Consider the following 20,401-nt stretch of genomic DNA (forward strand, 5'->3'; position numbering starts at 1 on the left):
AAGGCACGACAGCAGCGACAAGTCGCTGAATCGCGTAGGAAATTTCCAGCGATGGAGTGGGAAGCGCCGGAAGGAGTGGACTACGGATCTAACTGACAGCAATCGATAAATTACCCGCTCCCGAAGCCCGCACCTTGGCGCGGGCCTTGGGGTGGGTCAGGCGCGTACGCCTTCGGGCAAAGGCAGCGCCAGCAGGCGTTCGTCCAGCAGGCCAAGGCCCTCCTGGAACAGCTGGTTGCTGCGCTCGGTCTCGCCCAGCCCCGCGAGCAAGCGAGCCAGCTCGGCACAGGCCTCGGGGTTGCGCTCCATGCGCAGGCTGCTTTCCAGGTAATCACGCGCCTTGCCCCACAGGCGGTTCTGCAGGCTCAGACGGCCCAAGGTCAGCAGCAGGCTGGCGTCTTGCGGGTGGGCCTTGAGCCAACCTTCTGCGGTTTGCAGCTGACGCGCCGGATCATCACCGCGCACCAAGCCATAAAGGCGGGCCAGGTGGCTTTCGTATTCGCGCTTGAGGGCAGTGCGCAGCACGTGCTCGGCCTCGCTCTGGGCACCTACCTGGCGCAATTGCTCGGCGTACGCCAATACCAGCTGTGGCTCTTGGCGCTGGGCTGCGGTCAGCTGTTGCCAGGCGCGCTCCAGGGCCTGACGTGCAGTTTGCGCGTCCTCGCCACGGGTGGTGGCCAGGCTCAGGTTCTGGCCCCAGGCACGCTGCTCCAGGGCGGCCAGCTCGGCGGGCGGCAACACCTTGCCCTTGCGCAGGTCGGGCAGCAGGCGGATCAGTGCGGACCAGTCGCCGCGCTCCAGGTACAGGCGTTGCAGCAGGCGCAACACCTGGCTGTTGTGCGGGTGGCGCTCCTGCATGGCCAGCAGGGTTTCCAGAGCCCCATCGGTTTCACCACGGTCCATTTGCAACTGGGCATGGGTCAGGGCAATGGCCAGTTCCGCTTGCGGCTGGCGCTCCAAGGCACGCTCCAGCAGGTTGTCGCTGTCTTCGGTGCGGCCTTGCTCGTTGGCAGCACGCGCGGCACCGAGGTAATACAGCAGCGGTTGGCGCTCGGCCTCGGCGGCGCGGTGCAGGTGACGCTGAGCGCTGGCCCAGCGACCCTCGGCGAGATCGAGCTGGCCCTGCTCGATGGCCACGCGGATGCGCCGGCTGCGGTTACGCCGCGACCACGGGTTGACCACACCGCTGGAGGTCAGCACCAGGCCGACCAGGTAGCGCAACAGCCACAACAGCGCGACCACGGCCAGCAAGCCGGCCAGGGCCGCCCACAGCCCCGATTGATAGCGGAAACCACCATAGGAAATCAGCACGTAACCGCTGTGCTTGGCGACTGCGATGCCCAGCGCGGCGGCAACCACGATTGCCAGCACGGCCAGCAGGTAGACACGCTTCATGGCTTGCCCCCTTCAGCCTCGGCCGGCAGATGACGCCGCTGAATGTAGGCCTGCACTGCCGCCAGGCTTTCGCTGAGGTCGGGGGTAACCACGGACACGGGCTGATCGGCCAACGCATTGAGGCTGTCGAGCATGGCCTTGCTTTGCGGGTTGTCGGCGTTGAAGTTCGCCAGCAGCACGCTGCGGGCATCATCCAGCGCCTGTGTGTAGACCTTGGCGTCACCATTGAGCGCCGCCCACTGGGCCTGTTCGATGGTCAGGCTCAGGGCCAGGCGCAGCTGGTTCAGCTGCTGCCCGGCCAGCAGTGGCCGCACGTTTTCATCGGCGTTGAAGTCGATCTGGAAGTACTTGGAAATTTCTGCCCACCACTGCGACAGCCGGCTGGCACCATCACCATCGGCGGTCAGGGCGCCAAGCGCATCGGCATTGGTGTCGAATTCGGGCGACTGGGCGCTTAGCTGCTGTACCAGCTCACGCTGTGCTGCCAGTTTCAGGAACAGGCCAGTACGGTCCGGTTGCTGGGTGCTGCCGAGCGTGGCCAGGCTGCGTGCCAGTTGCTCCCGGGCGGCGAAAGCACCCGGGTCGCTCTGCTCGCGCAGAATTTCGTCGGCGCCTTCGACCAAGGCTTTGGCACTGGTGATGTCCTGCAAGGCCGAAAGGCGCAGGGTAGCCAGGCGCAAGAGGTGCTCGGCTTCTGCCAGGCGCCACTCCTTGCGGCTTTCTCCCAGCACGGTTTCCAGGCGCTGGCTGAGGCGCTGCTGGTCGCCCTGCAATTGCGCCACCAGGCGTCGGCGGTCTTCCAGCTCGCTGGCTGCAGGCAAGCTGGCCAGTTGCGCGCTGATCTGCTGTTCGCGCTGCTGCAGGGCTTCGGCGCGCTGGGTCAGCGCCTCGATGTGCTGGCCCTGGTTGAACTCGCTGCCTTGCAGTTGACGCACCTGCCAGACACCCCAGCCACCTACCGCCACCCCGGCCGCGCCAAGCAACAGGGCCAGCGCTGCCAGGCCACTGCCGGAGCGCTTGGCAGGTGGGGCGGTAACGGGTTCCGCCGGCGTCTGTGCCGACGGCTGATCGTTATTGGACAAGACAGTCTCGCTCACGTATCCATCCTTTGCATGGGGGCGCATCGCGTACAGCTTAGCGCCTTAAGAGGCAGGTGCAGCGCTACGCTGCACGGCTGCCAGCAAGGCCGTGGCACTGGCGCCACGGCAATCCACAACCTGTTGGGCCCCGGCGGCCCTGGCCTGCTCGGCGACCCGTGGGCTGGGCACGAACAGCGGCAGGCGTGCCAGCTGCGGCCAATCCGCACCGGCCAGCTGCTGCAAATGTTCAAAACCCTGCCCACTGCTGACCACCAGGCCATTGAGGCGTTCCGCTTCGATGCGGCGCATCAGCGTACCCGCCGGGTATACCGGCAGGCAGCGACGATACAGTTCCAGATATTCGACACTAGCACCTTGCTCTGCAAGACGCTCTGCCAGCAGTTCGCGACCTCCGACGCCGCGAACGATCAACACACGCGGTGCCGGCGCGGCAACTGCCTGGCGCAGGGCCGGCAGCGCCAGCAAGGCTTCGCTGTCATCGCCACGCGGCGGAGCGCTCACCTCCAACCCCGCCCCCTGCAGCACCGCAGCGGTTGCCTCGCCCACCGTGAACCAGCCTTGGCGTGGCGGCTGAAGGCTGGCCTTGGCCAGTTGCTCAAGCAACAGGCGGGCGGCCGGCTTGCTAACCACGATGATTGCCTGGAAGCCGTGCAGGCCTTCCAGTAACAATCGCTGCGGGGTCTCTAACGTAACGGGCTCAATCGCCAGCAGTGGCAGGCAACTGCTGCCCACGCCCTCCTCCGCCAGGCTTTGCGCCAGTGCCGCGCAGTCCTCGGCAGGCCGGGTCAGCAACAGGCGCCATTGGCTCACGGGTGGCCGGCCTCGCCATAGACTTCCTTGAGGATGGCCTCGGCGCCCTGGCTCAGTAAGTCCTCGGCTACCTGTACGCCCAAGGTTTCGGCAGCAGTGCGAGGGGCGCGGGCATCGGCCACCAGCAGCGTTCCGCCACTCGGCTGGCCGACCAGGCCACGCAGCCACAGCTGGTCGCCTTCAAGCACCGCATAGCAGGCGATCGGCACCTGGCAGCCGCCATTCAGGTGCTTGTTCAGGGCACGTTCGGCCACCACCCGGTCGGCGGTATCGGCATGGTGCAGTGGCGCCAGCAATGCATGAGTCTCAACGTCGGCACTGCGGCACTCGATACCCACGGCGCCCTGGCCGCCAGCCGGCAGGCTGTCATCGACGCTGATGGTGGAGGTGATGCGGTCTTCGAAGCCCAGACGGATCAGGCCTGCGGCGGCGAGGATGATGGCGTCGTACTCGCCGGCATCCAGCTTGGCCAGGCGGGTGTTGACGTTGCCCCGCAGAAAGCGGATTTGCAGGTCTGGCCGGCGCGCCAGCAGCTGGGCCTGGCGGCGCAGGCTGGAGGTGCCGACGATGCTGCCGGCAGGTAGTGCTTCGAGGCTGTCGAACGTATTGGAAACGAAGGCGTCACGCGGGTCTTCACGCTCGCAGATGCAGTACAGGCCCAGGCCTTCGGGGAAGTCCATGGGCACGTCCTTCATCGAATGCACGGCGATGTCGGCTTCGTTGTCCAGCAGGGCGGTTTCCAGCTCCTTGACGAACAGGCCTTTGCCGCCGATTTTCGCCAGCGGCGCGTCGAGTAGCTTGTCACCACGGCTGACCATGGGCACCAGGGTCACCAGCAGACCCGGGTGAGCCTGCTCGAGACGGGCTTTGACGTATTCGGCCTGCCACAGGGCCAAGGCACTTTTACGGGTGGCAATGCGGATTTCGCGAGTGGACATGGAACGCCCCGATCCAGAGAAATACCACCGATGATAACAGCATCGCCGGTATCGCTTGCAGATACGGATCAACAGGTCATGTGCGGCTTTGTGTGAAAGCGGCCTTGCGGCCCTTTCGCGACACAAGGCCGCTCCCACAAGGGCAGAACCAGGCCACAGGTTTGCGCAGACGGCCTCAGAGCGTCTGCATCATCTTGCGCACCCCAGCCACATGCCGGCGGCTGACGGTCAGGGCGTCGCCGTCCAGGCCTTTCAGGTACAGCTGAAAGTGCCCCAGCGGGGTGCGCTGCAGGCGTTCGATGCGCTCGCGGGCGACCAACGCATTGCGGTGGATGCGCACGAAGCGTTCGCCAAACTCGTCTTCCAGGGCCTTGAGTGGCTCATCGAGCAGTACTTCCCCGGCTTCGTGGCGCAAGGTCACGTACTTGTGGTCGGCGATGAAATAGATCACCTGGGGTATAGGGATCAATTCGATGCCTTTACGTGTACGGGCACTGATGTGGCTGCGTGGGCCACCACCTTCGTTGGCTGGCCGGGTAAGCGCCGCCAATTGGGCACGGTTGGGTTTTTCGGCCTTGCGCAAGGCATCGCGCAACGCCTGGGGCTGGAAAGGCTTGGTCACATGGCTGAGGGTACTGTCCTTGAATGCCTCGGCACCGTATTCATCGTCCCCGGTGCAAAACACCACCGCCGGCGGCGCCTCGCGTTCGCACAGGCGAGCGGCGACCTGCAGGCCATCCAGGCCTGGCATGCCGATGTCCAGCAGGACCACATCGGGCTTGAGGCTTTCGATCAGCGCCAGGGCCTCCTCGCCGTTGGTGGCGCTGGGCTCCAGCACGGTGTAACCCTCCAGTTCGCCGAGCAGCCGGGTGAGGCGTTCACGGCCTTGGGGTTCGTCATCAACGATCAGGACATTCATAATTGCGCTGGATTCCTGAATGAGTCTCGCACAGGTATAGCGTAGACAGGTGTGGTTCGAGCGACACTGCGGTCACGCTCTAGACCGGTGCGATGGCCAAAGATTCACTCGGACGGCAGATTCACCGCCAGTCCCTTGTCCAACTGTAGACGGTCCGTGGAACACTGCCGTTCATTCCTTAAAATCCTTCTCTGCCATTTTCCGGGCATTTCTCTCGACCGGCGCCCTGCGGCAGCCAGCCCAACCCTGCTATTATCGGCGCCACTTTTTCGTTCACGCCTGCAATGAGTGAATCCATGAGCACCGACAAGACCAATCAGTCCTGGGGCGGCCGCTTCAGTGAGCCCGTCGACGCCTTCGTCGCCCGTTTCACCGCCTCGGTCGATTTCGACAAGCGCCTGTACCGCCACGACATCATGGGTTCGATCGCCCATGCCACCATGCTGGCGCAGGTCGGCGTGCTCAGCGATGCCGAGCGCGACACCATCATCGATGGCCTGAAAACCATCCAGGGCGAGATCGAAGCCGGTAACTTCGACTGGCGCGTCGACCTCGAAGACGTGCACATGAACATCGAAGCACGCCTGACTGACCGCATCGGCATCACCGGTAAGAAGCTGCACACAGGCCGTAGCCGCAACGACCAGGTGGCCACCGACATCCGCCTGTGGCTGCGCGACGAAATCGACCTGATCCTGGCCGAAATAACCCGCCTGCAGCAGGGCCTGCTGGAGCAGGCCGAGCGCGAAGCCGAAACCATCATGCCCGGCTTCACTCACCTGCAAACCGCGCAGCCGGTCACCTTCGGCCACCACCTGCTGGCCTGGTTCGAAATGCTCAGCCGCGACTACGAGCGCCTGGTCGACTGCCGCAAGCGCGCCAATCGCATGCCACTGGGCAGCGCGGCGTTGGCTGGCACCACCTACCCGATCGACCGCGAGCTCACCTGCAAGCTGCTGGGCTTCGAAGCCGTGGCCGGCAACTCGCTGGACGGCGTGTCGGACCGTGACTTCGCCATCGAATTCTGCGCTGCTGCCAGCGTGGCGATGATGCACCTGTCGCGCTTCTCCGAAGAGCTGGTGCTGTGGACCAGCGCGCAGTTCCAGTTCATCGACCTGCCCGACCGCTTCTGCACCGGCAGCTCGATCATGCCGCAGAAAAAGAACCCGGACGTGCCAGAGCTGGTGCGCGGCAAGACCGGCCGCGTGTTTGGCGCTTTGACCGGCCTGCTGACCCTGATGAAAGGCCAGCCGTTGGCCTACAACAAGGACAACCAGGAAGACAAGGAACCGCTGTTCGACGCCGCCGACACCCTGCGCGACTCGCTGCGTGCCTTTGCCGACATGATCCCGGCGATCAAGCCCAAGCACGCCATCATGCGTGAAGCGGCCCTGCGCGGCTTCTCCACCGCCACCGACCTGGCCGACTACCTGGTACGCCGTGGCCTGCCGTTCCGTGACTGCCACGAAATCGTTGGCCACGCGGTGAAGTATGGTGTGGACACCGGCAAGGACCTGGCCGAGATGAGCCTGGACGAACTGCGCCAGTTCAGCGACCAGATCGAGCAAGACGTGTTTGCCGTGCTCACTCTGGAAGGCTCGGTGAATGCCCGTAACCACATTGGTGGTACGGCGCCGGCGCAAGTGCGTGCGGCGGTGGTTCGCGGCAAGGCGCTGCTGGCTTCGCGCTGATCAGAGCCTGGGGCCGCTTTGCGGCCCCGGCCGTTAGCGTTTACCGCTACGAATCATCTCCATGAAGGCCGGCATCGCCGCCTCTTTGTCCGCCACGACCCGCGCCATGTGCGGGTTCTCGTTCATCAGCTGCAGCAACGCCTTGGCCTGCGGGAAGTCCGCCAGGAAGTCGATGTTCAGCACCTTCTTGCCCACGGCATACGCCAGGTCGACCGAGAAGCAGAACATCAGGTCTGCCAGCGTCAGTTGCTCACCCGCTACATAAGGTGCGAATCGCCCATTGCGTTTGAGGGTGGCAAAGCCAGCCAGCAGGTCGGCACGGGCTTTCTCCTTGATCAGTGGCTCCACCGACATGCCAAAGAACGCCTCGGCATAGCAGGTTCGTGCCGGCAGTTCGATATACAACTCGATTTCCTTGCGTAGCTCACGCACCTTGGCCTGCCCGAATGGGTCGGCCGGCAACAGCGCCTTGCCCCCCTGGGTCTGCTCGATGTAGTCGAGGATCACACTGGTTTCGCTGAGGAAGCCATGTTCGGTTTCAAGCACCGGCACCTTGCCACGTGGGCTCACTTTCAGTGCCTGTGGCGCCTGGCCGCCATAGAATGTGACTTCCTCGAAGGGCAGGCCTTTTTCCAGCAGGGCCAGTTTGACCATGTTGTAGTAGTTGCTGACCGAGAATCCATAAAGCTTGAGCATGAGGTAACAGCCTCCAGGCCGTAAGGGGTTGGCCCGGCTTTTATAGACCGTACGCCCGCCCCTGACTAGCGTCATGCACCCCATCAATGCCCAGGCATTGCCGCCACGGGCGTGGCACACTGTCGTATCCCATCACAGGAGTACCGCCATGAGCGAGCCCACCGACCTCGACAATGACGACGAAGCCTTCGCCGAGGCAACGCTGACCCAGGCCATCGAAAACCAGATCGAAAGCGGCGAACCGCCAGCGGCCAAAGCCACTTACAACAAGCTGACCCTGGTCGGCTATGAGCGTGAAGACATTCTCAACCTGATGGCCCATGTGCTGGCCTTCGAGATCGACAACATGCTGGTAGAGGACCGCGCGTTCAACGGCGAGTGGTATGAAAACGCTTTGCGGGCGCTGCCGGAGCTGCCGCCTGAGATGGATCAAGGCGAGGACGAATAACCCGACTACACTCGAAGATCAGGCACCGCTGACGGTGCCGCCATCCTTGTCTGGAAGTCAGGAGCTGCCATGCCTTTTACCCCCGATCTGATCGACGAACTGGAAGTACTCGCGCTGTTCAAACACGACAGCAGCCAGGAAGGCATCAAGATTAACAGTACCGCCGCCCCTGCCCTGATCGCGGCAGCGCAACGCCTGCATGAAAAGGGGCTGACCGATCAACCTGATGGCGGCTACCTGACCAGCCTGGGTCATGACGCCGTTGAAAGCGTGCAATTGCTGCAGAACATTCTCAAGGCGCCACAGCCGGCCTGAGCCGAGATTGAAAAGGGGCTGCCATGCAGCCCCTCGCTCAGTTTGCAGTTGCCCTGCGCTTTTCCGCCAGACGCGAACGCCCGTACAGGAACACGATGGCCAGCAAGGCCACCGCCTGCGCCGACAACGAGTAGGCGTCGGCATGAATCCCCAACCAGTCGAACTCGAAGAACGCTACCGGTCGTGTGCCCAGCACCCCGGCCTCTTGCAGCGCCTTCACGCCATGCCCGGCGAACACCACCGACAGCGCGCACAGCAGCGCGGCGTTGATGCTGAAGAACAGCGAAAGCGGCAGCTTCGCAGAGCCACGCAGAATCACCCAAGCCAAGCCCACCAACAGCACCAGTGCCGTGGCGCCACCCGCCAGCACAGCCTGATGCCCAGCAGGGCCTGCCTGCAACCACAGGGTTTCGTAGAACAGGATCACTTCGAACAGTTCGCGGTACACCGAGAAAAACGCCAGCAGGGCGAAGCCGAAACGCCCGCCGCCGCTAACCAGGCTGCTCTTGATGTAGTTCTGCCAGGCAGCGGCGTGTCGACGGTCGTGCATCCATACCCCTAGCCACAACACCATCACCGCAGCGAACAAGGCCGTGCAGCCTTCCAGCAGCTCGCGCTGAGCCCCACCCACATCGATCACATAGGCCGCCAGCGCCCAGGTGGCGAAGCCGGCAACCAGCGCCAGGCCCCAGCCTATGTTGACGCTGCGTACCGCCGACTGCTGCCCGGTGTTACGCAGGAAGGCCAGGATCGCCGCCAGCACCAGAATCGCTTCCAGCCCTTCGCGCAACAGGATCAGCAAACCGGAGATATAGCTAAGCGACCAGCTCAGGCCATCGCTGCCCAACAGCTTGGCGGCCTGGTCCAGCTTGCGCCTGGCTTCGGCCAGCCGTTGCTCGGCCTGAGCCACGGGCAACCCGTCCTGCAGCGATTGGCGGTAGGCCATGAGGGATTTTTCGGTGTCCTTGCGCGCCTGGGTGTCGATATTGTCCAGTGAGCTTTCCACCAACTCGAAACCTTCCAGGTAGGCCGCCACCGACAGGTCATAGGCCTGGTCATGGTCACCTGCGCGGTAGGCCGCCAGGCTCTTGTCCAGCGTGCTGGCGGTGTATTCGAGCAGTTGCGCCGGGCCACGTTTGACCTGCGGCGGCTGGGCACGCTGCGCGCGGAATGCTTCCAGCACCGCCGCGCCTTCATTGGCAGCGACCTCAGCCGGGGTCTGGCGGGCCAGGTCGGCGATGTTCCAGGTCTTGTCACCTTTGCCAGCTTCTGGCTTGGCGGTGAAGCTGGCGATATAAGCGGCCACATCCCAGCGCTGGCGGTCGTCCAACTGGTCGGCAAAGGACGGCATTTCGGTGCCGTCGATGCCCAGGGCCAGTGTGTTGTACAGGTCGAACAAGCTCAACTGGTCGAGGCGTGCCGCATCACGCAAGTTGGCTGGGGCAGGCTCCAGGCCCACGCCAGCCGGTCCGTCGCCAGCCCCCGTGTCACCGTGGCAGATGGCGCAGTTTTGCGCATACAGCGCCGCGCCACGGGCAGGGTCCGGGGTGATCACCGGGGCCTGACTGACCTCGTAGGCTACAGCCAGGCGCGCGCCCAGCTGGCGGGCCTGCTTGGCGACCGCTGTGCCCTCTTGGCGCTGATCGATGGCCTGGCGCAATGCCTGGACGCCCTGCTCCAGTGCCGCTTGCTCGGCATTTGCGGGAAGGCCTTTGACCAGGTCGCCCAATACCGCGCCAAACTCCTGTTGCTCGCGGTATTCACCCTCGTCGATCACCTTGCCTTCTTGAACGGTCGGTGGGTAATCGGCGCCAATGTAGTCCAGCAGGTGCAAGGCTTTTGCGGCCTCGGCGGGCGACTCGGCCAGCGCCAAGGTGCTACACAGCGCCAGCACCGGGCCAAGCAATAGAGCCGGCAGCCAGGTGAGCAGACGGGAACGGGTATTCATGGCCAGTCTCGAAGGGAATGCGAAAGAGAACATTGTTCACTCCGACTTGGCTTCCCTCAAGGGTGCAGGGCGGATTTCATGAAAAATCTTGGTACAAATCAGATGAAGTGGGGCATGAACATCCACCCCACAAGGATCTCATCAGTGCTTGGCGGTGTCCTTCCAGCCCCCGCCCAACGCCAGGAATACCCCGATTTGCCCCATCGCCACCTGGCTATTGGCCGCCGCCAGCTGAGCACGCATATCAGTGTAAGTCCGCGTCGCCTGCAAATCCGCCAGGAACGACTCACGCCCTGCCTGGTAATAGCGGTGCGTCTGGTCCGCCGCTTCCTTGGCCGATTTCTCCGCCTCGGCCAGCGCATCACGCCGGTCCAGTAGGGCGCTGTACTGCGCCAGGCGCGTCTGAGTTTCGCGAATGGCGTTCAGCACCACCCCATCGAAGTTCGCCAAGGCTGCCTGGGTAGAAGCTTCGGCCATGCGAATGCGCGCGCGGGTACCGTTGGTGGGGATACTCCAGCTGATCTGCGGGCCGAAGCCCCAGCGGTTGGTTGCAGGCTCGCCGAGGTTTTCCAGGATACCGATAGTGCCCACCTGAGCGCCGATGCTGATGTCCGGGTACAGTGCGCCCGTGGCGACGCCGATGGAGGCAGTGGCAGCAGCCAGCTGACGCTCGGCCTGGCGCACGTCGGGGCGGCGCTTGAGCAACGCGGCGCCATCGCCTACCGGAACCAGCTGGTTCAGGTGCGGCAGTTCGGCACAATCAGCGGTGCCTGAAGGCAGCTGGTCGACGGGTTTGGCCAACAGAGCCGCCAGGGTATACATGCCGGTCTCGCGCTCGGCTTTGAAACGTGGCAGTTCGGCGCGCAGGGATTTGAACTGAGTCTGCGAGCGGGTGACCTGGGTTTCATCACCACGCCCGGCATCACGCAGGCGCTGGTTGAGCGTCACGCTCTGTTCCTGCAAGTCGAGCGACTCGCGGGCAATGTGGTACTCCTCGTTGGCCGAGCACACCTGGGTGTAGGCCTTGACCACGTCTGCCACCAAGGTAATACGAGCAGTATCGGCAGCGGCCTGCACTGCGTCGGCGTTGGCCTTGGCCGCTTCGGTGCCGCGCTTGAAGGTGCCCCACAAGTCGAACTGGTACGAGGCGCTGATGATGGCCTCACCGATGTTGGCCACCGGTACTTTTTCCGGCAACAGGAAGGCTTCGCCCGACTCCTGCAGGCGCTGGGCGCCAAGCTTGACGCCACCGTTGAAGCCGCCTTGCGATTCGGCCACCTCCACTTGGGCCCGGGCCTTGGCGATGTTGGCCGCGGCCACGCGCAGCTCGGTGTTGGCACTCAGTGCCTGACGCACCAGCTCGTTCAGCCGTTGGTCCTGATACAGCTGCCACCAGTCTTCGGGCACCGGTGCCGAAACCACGCTGTCGGCATCCTGGCGCAGCGGGCCGTTCAGGTCGCTGCGTTGCACCGCCGCATCCTTCGGCACCTCATAGTCGGGCCCCACCATCATGCAGGCCCCCAACGACAGGCACAGGCCAGCCAGGATCAGCTGTTTCATGGGCGCTGGCCCTCGATAATCGACACCGTGGCAGTACGCCCGGCGATCATGCGGAAGTCTTGCGGCACTTCGTCAAAGGCGATGCGCACCGGAATGCGCTGAGCCAGGCGCACCCAGCTGAAGGCCGGGTTGACGTTGGGCAGCAGGTTGGCACCGCTGCTGCGGTCGCGGTCTTCGATGCCAGCGGCAAAGCTCTGTACGTGGCCGCGCAGCCGGGTGTTGTCGCCCATGACGCGGATGTCCACGGCGTCGCCGATTTGGATGCCACCCAGCTTGGTTTCTTCGAAATAACCGTCGACGTGGTATGAGGCACTGTCGACCACCGACAGCACCGGGCGGCCAGCGGTGACGAACTCGTGGTTACGCGGCGCGCGGTCGTTGAGGTAGCCATCCACCGGGCTGCGCACGACCGAACGGTCAAGGTTGAGCTGAGCAGTATCGACCGCCACCTGCGCCTCGCTGACGGCCGAACGGGCGCGGGCCTCGCGAGACTGGCTTTCTTCCAATTGCTCGGCGGCCACCAGGTTGCCCAGCTTGCGGTTGCGCTGCGCTTCGCGCGAAGCCTGGGCCAGGGTTTCCTGGCGTTCGCCGAGGGTTGCCTTGGCCTGGCGCAGGGCCAGGCTGAAGCGGTCCTGGTCGATGGTGAACAGCACGTCGCCGCGCTTGACGGTCTGGTTGTCGCGCACCTCGACCTTCTGGATCAACCCCGACACGTCCGGGGCGATCTGGATCACGTCGGCGCGGATGTGGCCGTCGCGGGTCCAGGGGGCAAACATGTAGTACACCACCATCTGCCACACGAGCACGGCGGCGAAGGTCACTACCAGCAAGGTCAGGACCACACGGCCCAGGGTCAGCAAAGGTTTTTTCATGGCAGCATCAAGTTTCGGCAAAAGTGGTCCACCGCGCCAAGCAGCACGGCATACAGGGCAACGTTGAACAACGCCCGGTGCCAGACCAGGCGGTAGAAGTGCAGGCGCACCAGCACCGCATGCACCCCCAGGAACAGCAGGTAGGTGCCAAACATCATCACCAGCAGCGTAGGCAGGAACACCCCGCTGATATCCAGTTCACCAATCACAGGGGTGCTCCGTCGAGGCCGGGGGGCAGTTGCGGTTGTTCGGCGGGTTCGAGCATCACCTCCACACCTGGCAGCAACGCCAGGCGCAGGCCGCTCAGGGCATGCAGCAGGTGGGTGCGGGCATCGCCGCGCTCGTACAGCTCATCCAGGTTCAGCGCCAGCCGGGCGCGCTCCATGTTGCGCAGCAGCGCGGCTGGTGCGTGCAGGCGCTCGCCGGCACGCAGGCAGGCTGCATAGTGCGCGCCGACTTCCTCGACCACCGTGCTCAGGCGCTCGCGGGCCTGCCGGCCGGCGCGCGGCATATAGGCCAGCAGGTCGAGCAGGTTCAGCCCCACACGCAGGTCACGCAGTGCCACACCACTGTCCTGGCCGGTTTGCGACAGGCGCGGCAGGTGCTGCATCAGGCGGTCGAGCATCTGCACGCCAACCTGGCGGTGTTCGGCCAGGGTCGCCGGCTCGGTCATTTCGACGATGTCACGCCAGGCGAAGCGGGTCATGCGCTTGGCCGCCAGCTCCACGCCGAACGGGCGCATCACCAGGGTCCAGATGAAGGCGAACAACAAGCCAACGGGACCGGCAAGGTTGGAGTTGAGGAAGGTGAAGAAGTCGGCGTCGTAGGCGCCCTGGATGCTGATGAAGGTCGAGGTGTTGACGATGGTCAGCAAGGTGCCCAGGTAAAACCTCGGCTGCACGGTGAGGGTGCCGATGCAGATGAACGGCACGGCGAAAGCCAGCACCAGCATCGGGAAGTCGTGCAGGTTGGGCAACACCAGGAACAGGTACAGGCTGGAGAAGATGACCGACATCAGCGTCCAGAAGAAAAACCGGTAGATCTGCGGCGCCGGGTCGTCCATGGCGGCGAAGAAGCTGCACGACACGGCCGCGAGGATCACCGCGCTGGCGCCGTCGTTCCAGCCCAGGCCGATCCACAGGCCGCAAGCGACGACGATCGCCAATACGGTGGAGGCCACCGAATACAGCATCAGGCCACGGTCGAAGAAGGCCGTCAGGCGGCCCAGGCGCCAGTGGCGGTACACCGCGCGCCAGGGCTTGGCATCATCGGTACGCAGGGCGTGCTGCAGGGTGCAGCAGTCCTGCCACAGGTCAGCCCATTCGGTCAGGCGGTACAGGGCGTTGGACAGCAGCAGCTCGGCGCGCTGGTCTAGGGCCGCAGCACCTGGCTGCAGGCGGTCGATCTGCTCGTGCAGCGTGGTCCAGCGTGCGACCGAGGGGCTGTCGGCAGTGCCTTTCAGCCATTCGCGAGCGGCCTCAAGCACAGGTTGAAGCTGAGCGAACTGGGCCGGGGCGCGGCCTTCCAGGGCCACCAAGGCGTCGTCGAGCGCGTCGATCACCGGCAGCAGGTGAATCATCCGCCCACGCAACTCGCGGGCGTTCTTCACGGTATGCGGGCCGGCACCTTCGTGGCCGAGCTGACCGATCATCAGCTCCAGCGAGTTGAAGGTAGCAACCATCGCCCCACGCATACCGCCGATCTTGTCGGCGCTGACCTCACGGGCCAGGTAGATGTCGCTGTAGCGGATCGCCTCGGTGAACCAGTTACTGGTGGCGCCGACCACCACCGGCGCCAGCCGGCGCGGCCAGAAAATGGCCCCGACCACCGCCGCGCAGACGATACCCAGGCATATTTCCTGGGCGCGAGAAGACGCTACGTCGAACACCGCCAACGGGTTATCCACTACCGCCAGCGCGATCATCGGCAGGGTGTAGCCGGCCAGCATCAGCACGTAGTTGTTGGCCGTGCGCAGGTTCAGCGAAAGGAACAGCAAGGTGCCTGTCCACAGGGCAATGGCGATGCTCAGCAGCAACGGTGACTGCACCAGCGGCGGCACCAGGAAAATGGCCCCACCGGCGCCAAGCAACGTGCCCACGGCGCGGTACAGCGCCTTTGAGCTGGTCGGGCCGACGAACGGGCTGGAGACGATGTACACCGTGGCCATCGCCCAATAGGGGCGCGGCAGCTGCATGAGCAACGCGATGTACAAGGCGATCATGGAGGCAGCGAAAGTACGCACGCCGTAGAACCAGTCGCGGGCCGGGGGAACCGAGCTGAAGAAGCCGTTCATGCCGCCCCGCCCGAGCTGCCCAGGCCTGCAGCCTCGAAGGCGCGCAGCACGCGCAAGGCGGCTTCCAGGTCGGCCTGGTCGATACCGTGCAGCACATCGCGGCGCAGGCGCACCAGTTCGGCCTCGATGGCTTCGGCCAAGGCACGGCCTTCGGCGGTCAGGCTCAGGGCCTTGGCGCGGCGATCCAGTGGATCCTCGCTGCGGCACACCAGGCCGGCCTTGCACAGTTGATCGAGCAGACGCACCAGAGAAGGGCTTTCCAGGCCGGCAGCCTGTGCCACGGCCACCTGGTGCACACCGTCACCCAGGCGCACGATCATCAGCAGCGGCGCGGCGCAGGCCTCGGAAATGCCGTAACCGGTCAGGGCGGTATGGCAGATGCGCCGCCAGTGGCGGGCCGCAACCACCATGCCACTGCTGACTTGCAGGCGCAGTAGATCAAGGGACATGAGGGGAACCAAGCATATTCATAGTTTGCTAACTATCAATATACGCCTTGCCCTCCCCCCGCCGTCAACAGGGGGTGACGAGGGGTATGGATGAATTGTTGTTCATGCTGGAGCTTTTTACCTGCCGGCACAGGCTGCAGACGATCAGGATTGGATCTGATCTTCCAACTTCATGGTCAAAGCCAAGGTGCTACCCATTTGCACTGCCCGGTCCCGCCACTCCTGGTAGCGCACCACGTCACGGCTGCTGAAATGCACTGCCAATTCCTCTGCCGCCTGCACGACTCCCGCCGCTGCCGCCAGCTCCAGCCAGTACAGCGCCGCCTTGAGGTCGGCCTCTACATACAGGCCGTGCATCAACCGGTAGCCCACCTCGAAACGGCAACGCGCCTCGCCCCGCTCGGCCCCGCGCAGGAACCACTGGTAGGCCTGCACCAGGTCTACCTGCCAATCCAGGTCGCCATCGCACACCTCCTCCTCATACAGGTCTCCCAGCGCCGCCGCGGCATGCAGCATCCCGCGCTCGAAGGCCTGGCGGTAGCACTCCGCCGCCTGCACGTAGGAAGGCTCGATGCCCTTGCCGAAGTAGTGCTGCTGCCCAAGGTTGAACCAGGCAGCAGCATTGCCCTGCAGGGCCGCCATGCGCAACAGGTGCCCGGCCAATTCGGTATCGGCGCGCCAGTACTTGCCGTTGAGCCAGATCCAGCCAAGGTCATTCAGTGCCGCCACACTGCCTTGCAACGCCTGACGGCGAAGGTCGACATACACTGCCTGCAGGTCGCTGGCCTCATCCAGGCGGTTGACCAGCAGCGACCGCTGGCTGGGCAAGCCCACACCGGCAAACAGCCGCTGTCGCCTCCCGACGGGAGCCGGTGGGGCGATGACCCGCTCGGGTAGAAGGCGGGCAAGCAGCGAATGGATATTGCTGGCAGCAGACATGTTCATCCTCATTGAACGACGCACAACCCAACCTTCGGTTGTGATGAGGCGTGATTCTGCGTGACGTCACGTCAAAACCTGTCGCGAACGATTCGGCACGAGGCAACCAAATGCGACTTCCTTGATCTGAGCGGGCTGTGGCCAATTGCCACGCCCCTCGCGTGCCGCCATCCTATTGCGGCAAGCCTAGACAAGGACGTTATCTTTTGCCGTTCGCCACCACTCGCGCCACCCTCAGCCGACAGTGGGCGCTGCTGCGCCAGCTGCCCAGCCGCTCTCCAGGCATTACCAGCGCCGAGTTGGTGTGGCGCCTGCGTGACGTGGGCTTTACGGTCAGCAAACGCACCGTCGAGCGCGACCTCAATGAGCTGTCGCTGATCTTTCCGCTGGAACGTAATGACAAGAGTATTCCGTTTGGCTGGCACTGGTCGGCCAGTGCCGTGGGCGAGTTGCGCGGTAACTTCGACTTGCTCACGCATCTGCGAGGGGATGCGTTGCAACCGGCGCAGGGAGAAGGCATGGAGTTGGTGGCACGGATCAGCGATGCACTGGCGCGGCAGTTGCGGGTTGCCCCCTTGAGCAGCGATATGCAGCTGACAGCGCTGGAGCATGGGCATCGGTTACGCGCCACGGTGAGCGATGGTTGGCCATTGCGCTGGTGGCTGTTGAGCCATGGGGATGGGGTGGTGGTGGAGCAGCCTGCTGACTTGCGTGAAGAGATTGGCAAGATCCTGAGCAGTGCGGCGGCTCAGTACCAGAGTAGCCTCTGAGATAGCGCACTGCCCGAGCGGAATGTTGCACGCACTCCCTCAGTACCCGTCTAAAACCGTGCCAGCCCGACATTCCGTACCTAACCGGATAACTGCAGCGCAATCAGCGATTAAAAAGGCAAACCGAAAAACTTCATCACACCATTGAAAAAAGAAACAAGATTGTGAAAATCAACCCGTGGGGAGTGTCACATCCAACGCAACCCCGCTATAGGCACGTGTTTTGGTCTGAACCGCAGTCTTCCACTTCCATGTTTGCGTCACGAGTTCCTTCAAATTATTACCGCCCTTCTAAAAAGAACCGAGAAACAGGAAGACCATAGAAGAGATAAACATTGTGCACCATGCCCCGACCAAAACCCTTTTTATCGAATTTGGAAAATCTCGCAACTGATCCACATCAACCAATCTTCTACGCGCAAATACACCCGGCATCGTCAATGCTGTTGATATGGTACAGATACGCATTATTTTTCCTATAACTCCTGCTGGCGCATAGAGTTTTTTGTTCCCGGAAACATAAACACTCTTCGACAGTAACTCTTCAATCTCATCAAGATACCGCACAGCCACGAACACAAGCACCAACAGCGCTGCCATACCCAAGAAGAAGAAACCCACAGCAACTAAGCTCATCTCAAATTGATTCACGATTTTTTATTCTCGTAGATAATTTCCCCGAGCCACTCGCCGCCCTCTTTACCTTTGTCACCGCCTACTTCACCTCCAACAACTCCACCGACAACGGCGCATACTAGAGCACCAGGCCCGCCAATCGGTAGTCCGAATACTACCGTGCATATCAGGGACGCTGTGGCACCTCCCAAAGCACCCAGCATAGCGCTTCCACCTAGGCCCCCGATTAAGCCACTCCCCTCTATATACTTGGCTTTTCTGCATTCTTCCTCACGCCCAATGGTGCACGCCTAATGAATGGATAAACCTGTCGCGGCCACATCCAATGCAATGCCAATATAGGCTCCTTTCTTGATCAGACTCGCAGCCTTCGCCACTCCCGTTACCTTCTCGGCATATCCGGAAATCTCCCCGGTACTCAGATAGCGCTTGGTGGATAGCTGCAGCATCCGCTTGATCGATCCCTGATTGCGTAGACCAGAACCGTAAGCGGCAGTCTTCCCCAGCTGCTCATCCAACGTCCTGAACAGCGCTGCACGTTTGGCGTAGAACTCTTCCCGTGCCCTGAATGCACCACCACCCATATGCGCGCGGTGCAGTTGCTCGATCTGCTCCAGCGGTAATCGGCTGTTCATCGATTGCTGATCAGGAATGCTTTGCTGCAGCCGGCAGGGGTCGATACTTTTGGGGCGACTCTTGCTATGTGCAGCACCGGCCAGTGTAAGCTAACGCAAGTACAGCCAGGCGCGGAACACTAACATGGATAGGATTTCGATAGTCAAAGCCAGCCAGAGCCCAATGAGTGTCCGTTTCATTTTTAGTGGGAAATTGTTTACTTCCTTCATGTTGATGAGCCCGCGACGGGCATAAATGGCCGGCATTGTCATCATGCAAGCAATACAGCATGTGCGTAAGACTTTCCCTGGTAGTCCAGCCCGGAGAAAGGTGCTCCTTATTCCTTGTATATAGCTTGATTTTTCTAGTAGGGATTCAATTCGTTCAACGTAAAAATGAGCAATATAAATAAGCAAAATTAGGATTATCAGCCCTGGGCTAAAAACAAGCAGCGCCACCCAACCGGGCTCAATTGGTATCATCTGAGACCTTGCGATAAATCAGATCGCCAATAAATTCTCCACCCGCATTTCCTATTTCGCCTCCAACGGCACCCCCTACTGCTCCGCCCACAACCCCACAGACTAGAGCACCAGGTCCGGTCACTGCACCAAGGACAACTGCGCAACCGGTCGTGGCAATTGCGCCACCGAATGCACCGCCTAGACTGCCTCCCGTCAAGCCTAATACTAATGAGCTACCTTCGACATATTTTGCTCTGGTGCATTCTTCTTCTCGCCCAAGTATACAAGCTTTGTGAATTTCCAACCCCGTAGCGGCGACATCCAATGCGACCCCGAGGTATCCCCCTTTCTTGATCATATCCGCAGCCCTAGCGACTCCGGCTACCTTGTCGGCATATTTTGAAATTTCCCCGGTACTCAAGTAGCTTTTGCTAGAGAGCTGCAACATCCGCTTGATCGACCCATGATTCTTTAGCCCTGTGCCGTATGCAGCGGCCCGCCCGAGCTGTTCATCCAGGGTTCCGAACAACACCGCGCGCTTTGCATAAAACTCTTCGCGCTCCCTGAATGCACCCCCGCTCATATGTGCACGGTGCAGTTGCTCGATCTGCTCCAGCGTCTTCTTGATCGCATCCAGATGCCTGGCCCAGCCATCGCTCGCTGCCCCTGCCCCTAACGACGCATGGGCCAGTAGACTCTGTAGCATCTCGAAGTTTTCCAGCATGAACCCGTCGACACCGCCACCGTTGAGCATGATGTCGCGGTGGATGCCCGCCGCCTTGGCCATGAGAAAGGCTTCATGGCTGGTACAGGAGGCAGTGTCGGGATCACCGACGATTACCAGTTCGCCGGCCAAGACCACCGTATTGACGATATGCGCATTGAGCACATCTAACTTGGCTTGCTGGTTGGCGCTCATGGGCGTGCCATTTTTCAGGGTCGCGTAGTTCTGCGCCCTTGGATTTATAAAGCTGCGTGCCTCGGACATAGTCGTTCCTCACGCAAACTTCTTGTTGGCAATTCGGTCCCAGCCACCGGTCACATTGCCGCCAGCACTGCCGTCGACGCGCTGCTGCCGGGTGTAGGTAGTCTTGATACGGCCGTAGTTGAGCTGAACGATTTCAGTCGGCACACCGGCATGCGCGCTTTGTGCGTAGTCGGCGATGATCACTTCCTCGAGCACCACTTCGTAGTACTTGAGCTTGTCGCTACCGGCGCGGCAGACGACCAGCTTCACTTCCTTCAGGTGCTGCCCCGCGCAACTGGCTTCGAGCAGTTTGCAACTGGCGTTGTCCAGGTACTTGGTGAAGGTCAGATTGCTCAGCGTGGTGCGCCCGGAAGTGGCGCCGCCTGCAGAACTCGCGGTGACGGAGGTGCTTTGGCTGGCACCAAATGTGTAACCGAGGATCTCGATCCAGTTGCTGTATTGCTCGTCTTTTGCTTCGCCAGCGATTTCCGCGATTTGAATATAGGCATCGAAAGCCATGATTACTGTTCCTTGTAAATGACGGAGCGGAACAGGCTAGGCTCGGGAAAGAACGGC

The 20,401-nt window shown here is 62.4% G+C and carries 21 protein-coding genes; 4 read left to right on the forward strand and 17 right to left on the reverse strand.

Annotation, left to right across the window (positions count from 1 at the left end):
• Positions 1–156: 156 nt before the first annotated feature.
• The 5 genes from DM807_RS10980 to DM807_RS10995 all read right to left on the reverse strand — a co-directional run bounded on the left by DM807_RS10980 (position 157) and on the right by DM807_RS10995 (position 5,162).
• On the reverse strand, positions 157–1,395 hold the full coding sequence (locus tag DM807_RS10980) for a heme biosynthesis protein HemY (protein WP_012269997.1): 1,239 nt from the start codon (positions 1,393–1,395) through the stop codon (positions 157–159).
• Positions 1,392–2,492, reverse strand: a complete 1,101-nt coding sequence (locus DM807_RS27675; protein ID WP_012269996.1) for a uroporphyrinogen-III C-methyltransferase — start codon at positions 2,490–2,492, stop codon at positions 1,392–1,394. Before DM807_RS27675 ends, DM807_RS10980 begins: the two co-directional genes overlap by 4 nt.
• Positions 2,493–2,537: 45 nt before the next feature.
• Complete coding sequence (locus tag DM807_RS27680; RefSeq protein WP_012269995.1) at positions 2,538–3,305, reverse strand: uroporphyrinogen-III synthase; 768 nt, start codon at positions 3,303–3,305, stop codon at positions 2,538–2,540.
• The gene (gene hemC, locus DM807_RS10990) at positions 3,302–4,243 is read right to left on the reverse strand and encodes a hydroxymethylbilane synthase (protein ID WP_179027376.1); all 942 of its coding nucleotides are present in this window, start codon (positions 4,241–4,243) and stop codon (positions 3,302–3,304) included. Before hemC ends, DM807_RS27680 begins: the two co-directional genes overlap by 4 nt.
• A 175-nt stretch (positions 4,244–4,418) precedes the next feature.
• Positions 4,419–5,162 carry a LytR/AlgR family response regulator transcription factor gene (locus DM807_RS10995; protein ID WP_012269993.1) on the reverse strand — a complete coding sequence of 248 codons (744 nt, stop codon included), beginning with the start codon at positions 5,160–5,162 and terminating at the stop codon, positions 4,419–4,421.
• A gap of 296 nt (positions 5,163–5,458) precedes the next feature.
• Here DM807_RS10995 and argH point away from each other — a divergent pair, with 296 nt between their 5' ends.
• A complete protein-coding gene (gene argH, locus DM807_RS11000) occupies positions 5,459–6,853 on the forward strand; it encodes an argininosuccinate lyase (RefSeq protein ID WP_012269992.1) in 1,395 nt (464 codons plus the stop codon).
• A gap of 33 nt (positions 6,854–6,886) precedes the next feature.
• Here the strand turns inward: argH and DM807_RS11005 are convergent, their stop codons facing one another.
• Entirely contained in the window at positions 6,887–7,549 is a 663-nt protein-coding gene (locus DM807_RS11005) for a glutathione S-transferase (RefSeq protein ID WP_179027377.1), read from the reverse strand.
• Between the two features lie 148 nt (positions 7,550–7,697).
• On the opposite strand from DM807_RS11005, the gene DM807_RS11010 reads away from it, so the two are divergent.
• The gene (locus tag DM807_RS11010; protein ID WP_012269990.1) at positions 7,698–7,997 is read left to right on the forward strand and encodes a hypothetical protein; all 300 of its coding nucleotides are present in this window, start codon (positions 7,698–7,700) and stop codon (positions 7,995–7,997) included.
• 69 nt (positions 7,998–8,066) lie between these two features.
• Entirely contained in the window at positions 8,067–8,312 is a 246-nt protein-coding gene (locus DM807_RS11015) for a TIGR02647 family protein (RefSeq protein ID WP_012269989.1), read from the forward strand.
• A 37-nt stretch (positions 8,313–8,349) separates the two neighbouring features.
• Here the strand turns inward: DM807_RS11015 and DM807_RS11020 are convergent, their stop codons facing one another.
• From DM807_RS11020 to DM807_RS11050, 7 genes are all read right to left on the reverse strand, one after another.
• Entirely contained in the window at positions 8,350–10,293 is a 1,944-nt protein-coding gene (locus DM807_RS11020; protein WP_060514247.1) for a cytochrome c/FTR1 family iron permease, read from the reverse strand.
• Between the two features lie 108 nt (positions 10,294–10,401).
• On the reverse strand, positions 10,402–11,820 hold the full coding sequence (locus DM807_RS11025) for an efflux transporter outer membrane subunit (protein WP_179027378.1): 1,419 nt from the start codon (positions 11,818–11,820) through the stop codon (positions 10,402–10,404).
• Positions 11,817–12,692, reverse strand: a complete 876-nt coding sequence (locus tag DM807_RS11030) for an efflux RND transporter periplasmic adaptor subunit (RefSeq protein ID WP_012269986.1) — start codon at positions 12,690–12,692, stop codon at positions 11,817–11,819. The genes DM807_RS11025 and DM807_RS11030 overlap by 4 nt, the downstream gene beginning before the upstream one ends.
• Positions 12,689–12,901, reverse strand: a complete 213-nt coding sequence (locus DM807_RS11035; protein ID WP_003255905.1) for a DUF1656 domain-containing protein — start codon at positions 12,899–12,901, stop codon at positions 12,689–12,691. The genes DM807_RS11030 and DM807_RS11035 overlap by 4 nt, the downstream gene beginning before the upstream one ends.
• On the reverse strand, positions 12,898–14,985 hold the full coding sequence (locus DM807_RS11040; protein ID WP_179027379.1) for an FUSC family protein: 2,088 nt from the start codon (positions 14,983–14,985) through the stop codon (positions 12,898–12,900). The genes DM807_RS11035 and DM807_RS11040 overlap by 4 nt, the downstream gene beginning before the upstream one ends.
• Entirely contained in the window at positions 14,982–15,434 is a 453-nt protein-coding gene (locus DM807_RS11045; RefSeq protein WP_060493614.1) for a MarR family winged helix-turn-helix transcriptional regulator, read from the reverse strand. Before DM807_RS11045 ends, DM807_RS11040 begins: the two co-directional genes overlap by 4 nt.
• A gap of 144 nt (positions 15,435–15,578) precedes the next feature.
• Positions 15,579–16,373 carry a tetratricopeptide repeat protein gene (locus DM807_RS11050; RefSeq protein WP_012269983.1) on the reverse strand — a complete coding sequence of 265 codons (795 nt, stop codon included), beginning with the start codon at positions 16,371–16,373 and terminating at the stop codon, positions 15,579–15,581.
• A gap of 206 nt (positions 16,374–16,579) precedes the next feature.
• On the opposite strand from DM807_RS11050, the gene DM807_RS11055 reads away from it, so the two are divergent.
• A complete protein-coding gene (locus tag DM807_RS11055) occupies positions 16,580–17,143 on the forward strand; it encodes a WCX domain-containing protein (protein ID WP_012269982.1) in 564 nt (187 codons plus the stop codon).
• A 291-nt stretch (positions 17,144–17,434) separates the two neighbouring features.
• On the opposite strand, the gene DM807_RS11060 is transcribed toward DM807_RS11055, so the two are convergent.
• The 4 genes from DM807_RS11060 to DM807_RS11075 form a co-directional block, all read right to left on the reverse strand.
• Positions 17,435–17,794: a hypothetical protein gene (locus tag DM807_RS11060; RefSeq protein ID WP_342356479.1), complete on the reverse strand. Its 360-nt coding sequence runs from the start codon at positions 17,792–17,794 to the stop codon at positions 17,435–17,437.
• 275 nt (positions 17,795–18,069) lie between these two features.
• A complete protein-coding gene (locus DM807_RS27935; RefSeq protein WP_342356480.1) occupies positions 18,070–18,414 on the reverse strand; it encodes a hypothetical protein in 345 nt (114 codons plus the stop codon).
• A gap of 448 nt (positions 18,415–18,862) precedes the next feature.
• Entirely contained in the window at positions 18,863–19,846 is a 984-nt protein-coding gene (locus tag DM807_RS11070; protein WP_179027380.1) for a hypothetical protein, read from the reverse strand.
• 9 nt (positions 19,847–19,855) lie between these two features.
• Positions 19,856–20,344: an Hcp family type VI secretion system effector gene (locus DM807_RS11075; protein WP_012269978.1), complete on the reverse strand. Its 489-nt coding sequence runs from the start codon at positions 20,342–20,344 to the stop codon at positions 19,856–19,858.
• Between the last annotated feature and the right edge of the window lie 57 nt (positions 20,345–20,401).

Source organism: Pseudomonas hunanensis (genome assembly GCF_013393325.1).
GTDB classification, from domain to species: Bacteria; Pseudomonadota; Gammaproteobacteria; order Pseudomonadales; family Pseudomonadaceae; genus Aquipseudomonas; species Aquipseudomonas putida_P.

Coding starts and splice junctions, on each gene's coding strand:
- DM807_RS11025 (WP_179027378.1), bottom strand. CDS start 11,820: ATGAAACAGCTGATCCTGGCTGGCCTGTGCCTGTCGTTGGGGGCCTGC.
- DM807_RS10980 (WP_012269997.1), bottom strand. CDS start 1,395: ATGAAGCGTGTCTACCTGCTGGCCGTGCTGGCAATCGTGGTTGCCGCC.
- DM807_RS11020 (WP_060514247.1), bottom strand. CDS start 10,293: ATGTTCTCTTTCGCATTCCCTTCGAGACTGGCCATGAATACCCGTTCC.
- DM807_RS11045 (WP_060493614.1), bottom strand. CDS start 15,434: ATGTCCCTTGATCTACTGCGCCTGCAAGTCAGCAGTGGCATGGTGGTT.
- DM807_RS27935 (WP_342356480.1), bottom strand. CDS start 18,414: ATGAACAGCCGATTACCGCTGGAGCAGATCGAGCAACTGCACCGCGCG.
- DM807_RS11010 (WP_012269990.1), top strand. CDS start 7,698: ATGAGCGAGCCCACCGACCTCGACAATGACGACGAAGCCTTCGCCGAG.
- DM807_RS11040 (WP_179027379.1), bottom strand. CDS start 14,985: ATGAACGGCTTCTTCAGCTCGGTTCCCCCGGCCCGCGACTGGTTCTAC.
- DM807_RS11070 (WP_179027380.1), bottom strand. CDS start 19,846: ATGTCCGAGGCACGCAGCTTTATAAATCCAAGGGCGCAGAACTACGCG.
- DM807_RS11030 (WP_012269986.1), bottom strand. CDS start 12,692: ATGAAAAAACCTTTGCTGACCCTGGGCCGTGTGGTCCTGACCTTGCTG.
- DM807_RS11015 (WP_012269989.1), top strand. CDS start 8,067: ATGCCTTTTACCCCCGATCTGATCGACGAACTGGAAGTACTCGCGCTG.
- DM807_RS11005 (WP_179027377.1), bottom strand. CDS start 7,549: ATGCTCAAGCTTTATGGATTCTCGGTCAGCAACTACTACAACATGGTC.
- DM807_RS10995 (WP_012269993.1), bottom strand. CDS start 5,162: ATGAATGTCCTGATCGTTGATGACGAACCCCAAGGCCGTGAACGCCTC.
- DM807_RS11075 (WP_012269978.1), bottom strand. CDS start 20,344: ATGGCTTTCGATGCCTATATTCAAATCGCGGAAATCGCTGGCGAAGCA.
- DM807_RS11050 (WP_012269983.1), bottom strand. CDS start 16,373: ATGTCTGCTGCCAGCAATATCCATTCGCTGCTTGCCCGCCTTCTACCC.
- argH (WP_012269992.1), top strand. CDS start 5,459: ATGAGCACCGACAAGACCAATCAGTCCTGGGGCGGCCGCTTCAGTGAG.
- hemC (WP_179027376.1), bottom strand. CDS start 4,243: ATGTCCACTCGCGAAATCCGCATTGCCACCCGTAAAAGTGCCTTGGCC.